Annotated in this window: 9 protein-coding genes; 6 read left to right on the forward strand and 3 right to left on the reverse strand. The window is 67.1% G+C overall.

From position 1 onward, the window contains the following. Positions 1 to 19: 19 nt before the first annotated feature. Positions 20 to 1,264, forward strand: coding sequence for an MFS transporter (locus CXG43_RS00940; protein WP_101098324.1), 1,245 nt, complete (start codon positions 20 to 22; stop codon positions 1,262 to 1,264). On the opposite strand, the gene CXG43_RS00945 is transcribed toward CXG43_RS00940, so the two are convergent. Together CXG43_RS00945 and CXG43_RS00950 are read right to left on the reverse strand one after the other, a co-directional pair. After that, entirely contained in the window at positions 1,230 to 2,138 is a 909-nt protein-coding gene (locus tag CXG43_RS00945) for a LysR substrate-binding domain-containing protein (protein ID WP_101098325.1), read from the reverse strand. The two genes, CXG43_RS00940 and CXG43_RS00945, sit on opposite strands and share 35 nt — an antisense overlap. A 77-nt stretch (positions 2,139 to 2,215) precedes the next feature. Further along, the gene (locus tag CXG43_RS00950) at positions 2,216 to 3,181 is read right to left on the reverse strand and encodes a LysR family transcriptional regulator (protein ID WP_101098326.1); all 966 of its coding nucleotides are present in this window, start codon (positions 3,179 to 3,181) and stop codon (positions 2,216 to 2,218) included. 109 nt (positions 3,182 to 3,290) lie between these two features. On the opposite strand from CXG43_RS00950, the gene aceB reads away from it, so the two are divergent. The 4 genes from aceB to CXG43_RS00970 all read left to right on the forward strand — a co-directional run bounded on the left by aceB (position 3,291) and on the right by CXG43_RS00970 (position 10,118). Then, the gene (gene aceB / locus CXG43_RS00955) at positions 3,291 to 4,928 is read left to right on the forward strand and encodes a malate synthase A (RefSeq protein WP_101098327.1); all 1,638 of its coding nucleotides are present in this window, start codon (positions 3,291 to 3,293) and stop codon (positions 4,926 to 4,928) included. Positions 4,929 to 4,985: 57 nt separating this feature from the next. Further along, complete coding sequence (gene aceA / locus CXG43_RS00960) at positions 4,986 to 6,278, forward strand: isocitrate lyase (RefSeq protein ID WP_101098328.1); 1,293 nt, start codon at positions 4,986 to 4,988, stop codon at positions 6,276 to 6,278. Between the two features lie 246 nt (positions 6,279 to 6,524). Then, positions 6,525 to 7,568 (forward strand): GGDEF domain-containing protein, encoded by a 1,044-nt coding sequence (locus CXG43_RS00965; protein WP_101098329.1) that lies wholly within the window; start codon positions 6,525 to 6,527, stop codon positions 7,566 to 7,568. A 12-nt stretch (positions 7,569 to 7,580) separates the two neighbouring features. Beyond that, positions 7,581 to 10,118: a putative peptide modification system cyclase gene (locus CXG43_RS00970; protein ID WP_101098330.1), complete on the forward strand. Its 2,538-nt coding sequence runs from the start codon at positions 7,581 to 7,583 to the stop codon at positions 10,116 to 10,118. On the opposite strand, the gene CXG43_RS00975 is transcribed toward CXG43_RS00970, so the two are convergent. Next, positions 10,073 to 10,375 (reverse strand): NHLP-related RiPP peptide, encoded by a 303-nt coding sequence (locus CXG43_RS00975; protein ID WP_101098331.1) that lies wholly within the window; start codon positions 10,373 to 10,375, stop codon positions 10,073 to 10,075. The two genes, CXG43_RS00970 and CXG43_RS00975, sit on opposite strands and share 46 nt — an antisense overlap. 132 nt (positions 10,376 to 10,507) lie before the next feature. On the opposite strand from CXG43_RS00975, the gene CXG43_RS00980 reads away from it, so the two are divergent. Beyond that, on the forward strand, positions 10,508 to 11,680 hold the full coding sequence (locus CXG43_RS00980) for a putative peptide maturation dehydrogenase (RefSeq protein ID WP_101098332.1): 1,173 nt from the start codon (positions 10,508 to 10,510) through the stop codon (positions 11,678 to 11,680). The last annotated feature ends 205 nt before the right edge of the window (positions 11,681 to 11,885 follow it).

Raw genomic sequence — 11,885 nt, forward strand, 5'->3', positions numbered from 1 at the left:
TCGGCAGCGTCAGAGGTGTATACGGGACAGCCCCCCACCCGTCGCCACCCACATCGAACAAGGCACCCCCGCGTTCCGGCGCACGGCGGTGGCCCTGTTCCTGGCCGGCTTCTCCACCTTCGGCCTGCTGTACACCGTGCAGCCGCTGCTGCCCGAGTTCAGCCGCCACTTCGGCGTGTCCGCCGCCAACAGCGCCCTGGCGCTTTCGCTCAGCACCGGCCTGCTGGCGGTGATGATGCTGATCGCCGGCCTGGTGTCCGACCGCGTCGGCCGCCGCAATGTGATGATCACCGCGCTGCTGGCCTCCACCGTGCTGTCCGCCGCCAGTGCGCTGGTGACCGACTGGACCACGATGCTGGTGCTGCGCGCGCTGCTCGGCGTGGCGCTGAGCGGCGTGCCGGCCGTGGCGATGACCTATCTGGTCGAAGAGATGGACAGCCGGGCGATGGGCCTGGCGATGGGCCTGTACATCGGCGGCAACGCGGTGGGCGGCATGAGCGGGCGCTTGATCGCCGGCATCATCGCCGACCACTGGGGCTGGCGCTGGGGCATCGGCGTGGTATCGCTGATCGCCGTTGCCAGCACCCTGCTGCTGTGGATGCAGCTGCCGCCCTCCCGGCACTTCCAGAGCCGTCGTGGCGGGCTGCGCCAACTGCCCTCACGCTGGCGCCAGCTGTTCGCCGATCCCGGCCTGCCGTGGCTGTTCGCCACCGCGTTCCTGCTGATGGGCGTGTTCGTCACCACCTACAACTACCTGGGCTACCACCTGCTGGCACCGCCCTATCGGCTCAGCCAGACCGTGGTCGGATTGATCTTCAGCGTGTACCTGGTAGGCACCTTCAGTTCGGCCTGGATGGGCCAGCAGGCGATCCGCCATGGCCGCGGCCGCGTACTGTCGATCAGCTACGCCCTGATCATCGCCGGTATCGTGCTGCTGGTGATGCCGTGGCTGTGGACGATGGCGCTCGGCATCGCGCTGGTCACCTTCGGCTTCTTCGGCGGCCATTCGGTGGCCAGCAGCTGGGTTGGCAGCCGTGCCGGCGCGATCCGCGCCGAAGCATCGGCGTTGTATCTGTTCTCGTACTACCTCGGTTCCAGCGTGCTGGGTGCGGTGGGCGGATTGGCCTACACCGCGTGGGACTGGGCCGGCGTATGCGCGTTCACCGGCATGCTGACCATGATCGGTGCCGGCATCGCCTGGAGCCTGTGGCGCCGCTTGCCAGCCGTCACTACCGTTCAAACTCCGCCTGCAACAGCGCAGTGAAGTTGCGGATCAACGGCGTCACCCCTTCCCGCCGCCACACCAGCTGCACTTCCGAATGCGCGCCCTGATCCCCCAGCGCCACGAAGCACGCGCCCTCGATCTGGATGTGGTCACATGACGAGGGCAGGATCGCCGCACCCAATCCCGCCGCCGCCAGGCTGATGAGCGTGGACGCCTCACCGGCCTCCTGCACGATGCGCGGCGTGAACCCTGCCGCCGTACACAGCGCGATCATCTGGTCGTGGATGCCGGCACCCACGCTGCGGTGGAAGCCCACGAACGGTTCGTGGGCGAACTGCTGCAACGGCAGCACCGTGCTGGCCGGATCACGCCCGCGCAGGGCAGGGTGGTCGCGGTGCAGCACCAGCGCCAGCGGATCGGTAAACAGGCTGTGCGCCACCAGTTCCGGCGGCAGCACGCGCTTGCGGATGATGCCCACGTCCAGCCGGTTTTCCAGCAGCGCATCGATCTGCTGCAGGGTGTTCATCTCGCGCAGCTGCAAGCGCACCTGCGGGAAGCGCTCGCGGTAACCAAAGATGGCGCGCGGAATCTGCGGCACCAGCGGCGTGGCGCGGGTCAGGCCGATGTGCAGCTCGCCCTGCTCGCCGCGCTGCACCCGCTGCACCTCGTCCACCGCTGCGTCCACCTGCTGCAGGATCGCGCGGGCCTTCGCCTGCAGCAGCGCACCGGCCTCGGTCAGCTGCACCCGCCGATGGCTGCGCACGAACAGCTGCGCGCCAAGCAGGTGTTCCAGCTGACGGATCTGCTGGCTCAGCGGAGGCTGTGACATGCCGAGCCGCTCGGCGGCCTGGCCGAAGTGCAGGGTGTCGGCCACGGCGAGGAAGTAGCGGAGATGGCGGAGTTCGATCGACATGGGGGGATTGTAGAGAGGGACGAGAACAGCCAGGACGAAGGGGGTAATGACTTGACGGCCAGCGGCCGTCACTACCGTCAGCGTTCGGAGTGGCCGCTCTGGTCGTACTCGCGGGGCGAGAACAGTTCGGGCTGGATCATCTCAACGAAGGCGCGGGCCTGCGGGGACAGGGCTTTGCCGCGGCGTACGATCACGCCGTAGCTGCGCTCCGGGAACCATTCGCGCATGGACCGCGCGACCAGCTTGCCGGGGTCGGCATCGTTGAGGCACAGCGCTGGCACGATGGAGATGCCCATGCCCATCGCCACGTACTGCTTGATCACTTCCCAGCCGCCCACTTCCAGTGCCACGGTGTAGGGCAGGCGGTGGCGCTGGAATACCTGGTCCACCAGCCGGTAGGTTATCTGGCGCTTGGGCGGCAGCACCAGCGGGTGCCTGGAGATCGCCTCCAGGCTCAGCGTGCCGCGCGCCAGCGGGTGGTCGTGCGGGGTGATCAGCATCTGCTCGAAGCGGTAGGCCGGAGCGTAGCTCAGGTCGGCCGGTACGTCGGTCATCGATCCCACCGCCAGGTCGGCGGCGTCGTCGCGCAGCAGGTCGGTACCGTCGGCGCTGATGGCGTTGTGCAGGGTCAGCCGCACGTCCGGGTGCAGCTGCCGGAAGCGCTCGATGATGCGTGGCAGCAGGTACAGGATGGTGGAACTGTTGGCCGCGATGTTCAGCTCGCCGGCGTCCATGCCGCTCACCTTGTCGCGGAAGCGTGCTTCCAGTCCGTCCAGGTCTTCCACCAGCGGCTGCGCCATTTCGAACAACAGCTGGCCCTCGCGGCTGGGGACCAGGCGCCGCCCGCTGCGCTCGAACAACACCACCCCCAGCTCCCGCTCCAGCGCCTGCAACTGCTGGCTGATGGCCGGCTGGCTGACGAAAAGTGCCTCTGCCGCACGTGAAACCGAGCCCAATCGCACCGTCTGGCAGAACGCGCGCAGCGGTTTCAACCGATCGGATTTGTAGGAAAAACGGGGACTTGGCGGCGGGCGTGTGGGCATGGTGTCACGAGTATAAGCGTAACTTATCCAATGCATTGCAATAACTGCTTTGTCAAATACATGGGCCGGGAAGCACGGTAGGGACGTCCCTCGCTGCTGGAGTGTCTCGATGTCCGCCGTTGCTTCCGCCATCCCGTCGCCGTCCGCCAAGCCCACCCCGGGGATCACCCTGACCACCCAGGTGGCCGGCCAGTCCGCGCTGCTGCCGGCTCCGCTGCTGGCCCTGCTGGTGTCCCTGCACCGTGCGGTGGAACCCGGCCGCCAGGCCCGCTTGGCCGCCCGCGTGCAGCGCCAGGCGTTCTTCGACCAGGGCGGGTTGCCGGACTTCCGCGCCGATACTGCGCCGATCCGCGCCGAGGACTGGAAGGTGGCGCCGCTGCCGGCGGCGCTGCTGGACCGCCGCGTGGAGATCACCGGCCCGACCGACCCGAAGATGGTCATCAACGCGTTGAACTCCGGGGCCAAGGTGTTCATGGCCGACTTCGAAGACGCCACCGCGCCGACCTGGCGCAACCTGCTGGCGGGCCAGCAGTCGCTGATCGGTGCGGTGCGTGGCGACCTGCAGTTCACCGCTCCGGCCAGCGGCAGCAAGCCAGCCAAGCACTACACGCTGCGTCCGTACGAAGAACGCGCGGTGCTGATCGTGCGCCCGCGCGGCTGGCACCTGGACGAAAAGCACGTACTGGTGGATGGCCAGCGCCTGGCCGGCGGCTTGTTCGATGCGGCGGTGTTCGCCTACCACAATGCCCGCACGCTGATGGCCAACGACCGTGGCCCGTATTTCTACCTGCCCAAGCTGCAGAGCATGGAAGAGGCGGCGCTGTGGGAAACCGCGCTGTCGCACATCGAGGGCATGCTCGGCCTGCCGCACGGCCAGATCAAGGTCACCGTGCTGATCGAAACGCTGCCGGCGGTGTTCGAGATGGACGAGATCCTGCACGCGCTGCGCGATCGCATCGTCGGGCTGAACTGCGGGCGCTGGGATTACATTTTCTCCTACCTGAAGACCTTCCGCCGGCATGCCGACAAGGTGCTGCCCGAGCGTGGCCAGGTGACCATGACCCAGCCGTTCCTGAAGGCCTATTCGGAACTGCTGATCCAGACCTGCCACCGCCGTGGCGCACATGCGATGGGTGGCATGGCGGCGCAGATCCCGATCGGCAACGATGCGGCCGCCAACGAACAGGCGATGGCGCGCGTGCGTGCGGACAAGCTGCGCGAAGTGACCGCCGGCCATGACGGCACCTGGGTCGCGCACCCGGCACTGATCCCGGTGGCGATGGCGGTCTTCGACGAGCACATGCCCGGTGCGAACCAGCAGCACGTGCTGCGCCAGGACGTGCGCGTGGACCGCGACCAGCTGATCGCAAGGCCGCCGGGCAGCATCAGCCGCGCCGGCTTCGAAGGCAACGTGGAAGTCTGCGTGCGCTACCTGGCGGCATGGCTGGATGGCAACGGCTGCGTGCCGATCCACAACCTGATGGAAGACGCGGCCACCGCCGAGATCAGCCGCAGCCAGCTGTGGCAGTGGCTGCATACCCCCGGCCAGCAGCTGGACGACGGCACCGCCATCGATGCCGCGCTCCTGGACAACGCCCTGGCCCAGCTGCCGGCCCGCCTGGGCGACCGCGCCGCACTGCCCGGTGGCGGCCGCGTGGACGAAGCGATCGCCCTGCTGGCCGAGCTGAGCGGCGCCGACGAACTCAACGATTTCCTGACCCTGCCGGCCTACGCACGCATCGACTGACGCCTGCGCTGGCCCGCTCTTCCTTCCTGCTGTAGCAATGACGAACTGGAGATAGACATGAGCACGCTGCCCACTGCCGAACAGATCCAGCACGACTGGGACACCAACCCCCGCTGGCAGGGGATTGAACGCAACTACACCACCGCCGACGTGGTGCGCCTGCGCGGCACGGTCCACGTGGAGCACTCGCTGGCCCGGCTGGGCGCGGAAAAGCTGTGGACCTACCTGCAGGAAAAGGACTTCGTGAACGCGCTGGGCGCATTGACCGGCAACCAGGCCATGCAGCAGGTGAAGGCCGGCTTGAACGCCATCTACCTGTCCGGCTGGCAGGTGGCCGCCGATGCCAACCTGGCCGGGCAGATGTACCCGGACCAGTCGCTGTACCCGGCCGATTCGGTGCCGGCGGTGGTCAAGCGCATCAACAACACCCTGCTGCGCGCCGACCAGCTGCACCATGCCGAAGGCAAGGACGAGATCGACTTCCTGCAGCCGATCGTGGCCGATGCCGAGGCGGGCTTCGGCGGCGTGCTGAACGCCTTCGAGTTGATGAAGGCGATGATCGAAGCCGGTGCGGCCGGGGTGCACTTCGAAGACCAGCTGGCCTCGGTGAAGAAGTGCGGCCACATGGGCGGCAAGGTGCTGGTGCCCACCCGCGAAGCCATCGAGAAGTTGAACGCGGCCCGGCTGGCGGCCGACGTGCTGGGCGTGCCGACCCTGCTGGTGGCGCGTACCGATGCCGAGGCGGCCGACCTGCTGACCAGCGACATCGATGCCAACGACCAGCCGTTCGCCACCGGCGAGCGCACCACCGAAGGCTTCTACAAGACCCGCAATGGCCTGGACCAGGCGATCAGCCGCGGCCTGGCCTACGCCCCCTACGCCGACCTGGTGTGGTGCGAGACCGGCAAGCCGGACCTGGAGTTCGCGCGTCGGTTCGCCGAGGCCATCCACGCGAAGTTCCCGGGCAAGCTGCTGGCCTACAACTGCTCGCCCAGCTTCAACTGGAAGAAGAACCTGGACGACGCCACCATCGCCAGATTCCAGACCGAGATCGCCAAGTACGGCTACAAGTTCCAGTTCATCACCCTGGCCGGCTTCCACGCGTTGAACTACTCGATGTTCAACCTGGCCCACGGCTATGCGCGCCGCCAGATGAGTGCCTTCGTGGAGCTGCAGGAAGCCGAGTTCGCCGCCGCCGACCGCGGCTTCACGGCGGTCAAGCACCAGCGCGAGGTGGGCACCGGCTACTTCGATGCGGTGACCCAGGCGATCCAGCAGGGTCAGTCCTCCACCACCGCCCTGACCGGGTCCACCGAGGAAGAGCAGTTCAGCGCCGGCCGCGCGGCCTGATGTGAAAGGGGGACGGGCACCGACCCTGCCCCGGTGGGGGACGACCCTCGCTTTTGGTAGGTGACGACCGTTGGTCGTCACGCCCTCGCCCGGAGCGGCCGCCCCCTGGCCGCCCGCCGCCGCAGGCCGCGTTCAACCCCCTGATATTTCACGCACGGATGCAGGAAAATGGGACGCAGCGCACAGTTGCAAGCGGTGATATGCTCCGCACCTCAGGATGGGAAGTCTGATCGGCAGGGCAGGGGAATGACTGGCAGGGGTGCGGTCGTAGACGTGGTGGAACGATCAGGCATTGCCACCACGGCGATGGCTGAGATCGTGCACGCCGTCCTCAGCCCGGAAGAGTTCGACCTGTTCGCCCGCTTCGCCCACCGTCGCACCCTGCGCGCAGGCGATTGCCTGTTTCGTCGGGGCCACCGCGGCAGCAGCATGTTCGTCATCGCCGAAGGCGAGATCGAACTGGATTTCGGCGAAGACCTGGTGCTCAAGCGCCTGGCGGGCAGCGAGTTCTTCGGCGAGCTCGGCCTGCTGATCGGTGACCACCTGCGCAGCGCCGATGCGCGCGCCACCTGCGATACCGACGTGCTGGAACTGGGCCATGTCGATTTCCATCGGCTGGTGGAAACCGAGCCCGGCCTGATCGCCTATTTCCTGCGCCGTACCATCATGCGCGTGGTGGGCAACGAACAGGCGCTGATCAGCCAGCTGCGTCGCCGCAACCATGACCTGGAAACCGCGCTGGACAACCTGTACGTCACCACCCACCAGCTCCGCGATACGCGCGAACTGGTGCGCACCGATGAACTGACCGGGTTGCACAACCGGCGCGGACTGGCGCTGTACCTGCAGGAATGCCGGGCGCACGAAGACGGTCCGGCGCAGGGCCTGCTGCTGATCGACTGCGACCGCTTCAAGCAGATCAACGATGAGTTCGGCCACCAGGCCGGCGACCGCGTGTTGCAGAGCGTGGCCAACATCCTGCGCTCGATGGCCGGCGCCGATGACCTGGCCTGCCGGCTGGGCGGTGATGAGTTCTGCCTGCTGCTGCGCCGTGCCAACGCGGAGATCGTGCAGCACGCCGCCGAGTTCGTGCTGACGGCCGTGCACGGGCTGATGGAACGCAGCCACGGCACCCCGCACGTGTGCTTGCTGAGCATCGGCGCCAGCCTGGTGCACCCCACCGCCGACTGGAGCGAGTGGTACGCCAACGCGGACCGTGCGCTGTACCAGGCCAAGCGGGATGGCGGCGACCGGCTGTGCTGGCCGCACGACGTCGTCGAAACCGGCTGAGCGGAGATTCCCATGAACGGTGGCACGGAAGCGACCTCCCACGTCCCGCAGCTGCGCGCGCTGCTGTTCACCGACCTGTGTGATTCCACCACGCTGGTGGAGCGCATCGGCGATGCCGCCGCCGCCGAACTGTTCCAGCAGCACGACCGCCTGGTGCTGGCGATGCAGCAGCGCTGGCGCGGCCAGCAGATCGACCGCTCCGACGGCTTGTTCGTGCTGTTCGAGCGGCCGGTGGATGCGCTGGGCTTCGCGCTGGATTACCAGCAGGCGCTGCGCCAGCTCGGCCAGGCCAACAAGGTGCCACTGCTGGCGCGCGCTGGCCTGCACGTTGGCGAAGTGATCCTGTGGAACAACAGTGCCGAAGCGATCGCGCTGGGGTCCAAGCCGGTCGAGGTGGAAGGCCTTGCCAAGCCGATGGCCGCGCGCCTGATGCAGCTGGCGCGGCCGGGACAGGTGCTGTTGTCGGCCACCGCCGAATCGATGGTGCGCCGGGTTGCCGACAGCCTGGGGGAGGTCGGCAAGGGGCTGAAGTGGAAGTCGTTCGGGCGCTGGCGCTTCAAGGGCGTGGCGCAGCCGATGGACGTATATGGGGTCGTTTCCGAGGACGTCCCGGCGGTGGGCCGCCCGCGCCCCACGCCCAAGGCGATCCGCGATATCCCGTTCTGGCGCCGGCCGATGGCGATGGCCGCCGAAGCGATGTTCGCGGTGATGCTGGTGCTGGGGGGCTGGCTGCTGCTGCGGCCGCAGCCGGCGATCGCCTTCGCCGAGCGCGACTGGGTGGTGCTGGCCGACGTACGCAACATGACCGGCAACAGCCTGCTGGATGATTCGATGGACCTGGCCCTGCGGGTCAGCCTTGAACAATCCCGCTACGTCAACGTGCTCAGCGACCTGAAGGTGCGTGACACCGAAGCACGCATGCGCCGCAATCCCGATGCTCCGCTGGACAGGAAGGCGGCAGTGGAAGTGGCGATCCGCGAGGGTGCCCGTGCCGTGCTGATTCCTTCCATCGCCGAGGTCAACGGACGCCTGCGCGTGGCGGTGGAAGTGGTGCAACCGCGCGATGGGGTCACGGTGTTCACCGAGTATGCGGACGGACGTGGGCTGGAGTCTGCGCTGCGTTCCACCGATACCGTCGTCGCCTCGTTGCGCACGCGCCTGGGTGAAGCCCTTTCCGACGTGCACAGCAATGCCCGGCCGCTGCCGCAGGTCATCACGCCGGACCTGGATGCACTTCGCGCCTACGCCGAAGGCAGCAACGCACTGGCAGACCGGCGTTACAGTGAGGCACTGCAGTTCTTCGAGCAGGCGCTCAAGCTCGACCCGGAATTCGCCTTCGCCCACGTCGGCAGGATGCGGATCCACATGGCGCGCGGCGAGGTCAACCAGGCCATGGCGTCGTACCGCAGCGCAGTGGCGCTGCGCGAACGGCTGCCCCCGCGCGACGTGTTGTACCTGGAAGCCTGGGGAAAGCAGCTCGACGGTGCGCCGATCAGCGAGGTTGCCGCGAAATGGAAAATGCTGACCGATCTGTACCCGGACTACTACGCCGGGTATATGAATCGCGCCCGCGCACTGTACTCGCTGGGCGACTACACCAATGCTCTGAACGCGGCCCGTCGCCTGCTGGCCACGCAGAATCCGATGCGATCGGTGGCCCATGATTTCGTCGGCCGGATCGAACTGGCTATCGGCCGCCACGACACCGCGCGGCGGCATTTCCGCACGGCCAATACGCTGGCCGGACGTACCGCAAGCACCCGCCTGGGGATCGTGTACGCGGTGGAGGGTGACATGCCCGCCGCGCTGGCCAACATCAAGGACGTGCAGCCCTCCAACATGGGCCAGCAGCTCGAACGCGCTGCGGTGCTGGTGGACGCCAACGATGCGTCCAGTGCGATAGCGGGCCTGCAGACCCTGCGCGATGGCTGCGGCGAAGAGGTCATGTGCACCCTGGTCGACGTGGTGGTGAAGAACCTGCAGGGCATAAGCGGGGTGCAGCACCGCGGGTATCGGCAGGACATCCTGAAGCTGCTGCACGAACTGGATGGCGAGGTGGCCGTTCCGGACCAGCAGGAAGTGGCGTTCATCGTGGCGGCAACCGCCTACGTGGCACAGCGAGGCGACCACTCACCGGGCAACCTGCTGCCGCTCATCAAGCGGCAGATCGCCGCGCGCGGCGGTGATCGCTCGGCGCAGATGCTGGTGATCGTCGAAGCAACGCAGGCCCGCCTTGATGGCCATCCGGAGCGCGCGCTGGCGATGCTCAAGCCGATGGTCGACGGACGCGAGCTCTACCAGGTGCATGCCGCGTTGCGCGACGCCTACCTTGCGATGGACGATGCCGCCAGCGCGCGGGTCGAACAGAAATGGCTCGCGCGCCATCGTGGCCTGGCCTATGCCGAAGACAACGGCAACTACATCCTGCAGGCACTGAACGTGCGCGACAGTCACGACCCACGCGGACAGCCGGCCCGTGGGCCGGCCGCGCTGGCCGTGGCGGCTCAGCCTTCCAATGCTTCCTGGACCTTGCCGGCTTCGAAGCAGTAAGGCACATCGAACGAGCCGCGCAGGGCGACGTGTGCCTGCAGCTGCTGCGATACCGAAGCGAACTCTTCCTTGCTGGCCAGCGCCTGCACCGGATCGCACACCGGTCCGGTGAGGTCGGCGACAACACCGAGGCCGGCAAGTGCCTCGGTCGGGCTTGCCGCGAACGCGGAACGGAACGCGTCATCGTTCTGCAGGCGGTCCAGCAGCGTGGCGGCCTGTGCCGGCGTGAGCGGGGTACGTGCGGGGGGAGTTGCCATGGTCGTCGTCCTGGTTGGGTTGGCTCAAGTAGGCTATAGCGGCATATCCGTGCAGAGGTTTAGCAGAGGATGGCTGCATCGGCGCGATGCGTTGCAGCCTAGAATTGTGCAAGCCTCCTGCTGGACATCTTCATGCGCTTCCGCCGCTGTTCCATCCTCATGATGCAGGTCAAGGAAGACCGTGGACTGGATCTGCAGGCCGTGCTGCAAGGGCGCGCCGAACTGCAGACCTTCCTGGCCTGGCAGGCGTTGGCCGGCCATCTGGATGAGCCGGTCGTGCTGAGCGAAGAAGAGGTCCGTGCCTTGGGCAGGATTCCCCAAGACGAGTGGAGCGAAGACGATGCGTACGAAGGCTGCAGCCAGATCCTGCGCGGATTGATCCTCAAGGGCCTGGTGATCAGCGATGAACAAAGCGCCGCTGGGTTCGGCGACGCTGATGCGCGCGTGCGGGCCTTGAACGGGTGGCCGCTGACCGCGCTGGCACATCGCGCGGGGCGCTGGAGGGGCGTGGACAGCGCCCATGAAATGCGCAGCAACAACCTGGTCACTGCGGTGGAACTGCATGGCAGTTACGGCCCGCCCCCAGCGGCGGTCAGCCAGCACGAAGGCACGCCCATCCCGTTGCCGGTCGCCGCAGACGAGGACTTCGATGAACTGATGTCGCGCAGGGTCACCTGCCGCAATTTCGATCCGGACCGCCCCCTGCCGCTGCAGACCGCAGCGCGGATACTGAAGCGCACGATCATGGCGCACGCAGTGATACAGCCGGCCCCGGACATGCAGATCCTGAAGAAGAACATTCCCTCCGGCGGTGGCCTGCATCCGCTGGAAACCTATGCCGTGGTACGCAATGTGGAGGACCTGGAAAACGGCATCCACCACTACGATCCGACCAGCCACTCACTGCGCCGCCTGCCCGACCAGCCGGACGACCTAGATGCCCGCGTCCGGGTGATGCTTGCGGGCCAGGACTGGTTCGTCGATGCCGCGTTGCACCTGATCCAGGTGGCGCGTTTTCCCAGGAATTTCTGGAAGTACCGCAGCCACCCCAAAGCGTACCGGGCGATCCTGCTCGATGCCGGCCATCTGTCGCAGCAGCTCGCGATAAGTGCAACCCTCGAGGGGGTCGCGTCCTACGTAACGGCCGCGATCAACGAGTTCGACATCGAGGACACGTTGAAACTGGACGGGATAGCGTCCAGCCCGGTGATGATGTGCGGCATCGGCTGGCGGGCGCAGCAGCTGACCACCACCGAATTCGATCCCGCAGAACGCATCTGGAACAACGGCAGGCAGCACCGGTAACCGTAGCGCCGAGCCATGCTCGGCGGCTCTCCTGCCGAAGGTGGGACGGGGTGGGTTGGCGGGGGCGTTGAGCGCCATGGATGGCGCGAAACGAGGCCCGCAGGAGCGGCTTTTGCCGTCCCCCGCCGACAAACCACTCTCTCACTATCACATGCCCATAGGTGGCTGCCCACACGTACAGATGTTCAATTTGCTGTGCCGACAC

It is taken from the genome of Stenotrophomonas sp. Bg11-02, assembly GCF_002836635.1.
Lineage (GTDB): Bacteria > Pseudomonadota > Gammaproteobacteria > Xanthomonadales > Xanthomonadaceae > Stenotrophomonas > Stenotrophomonas lacuserhaii.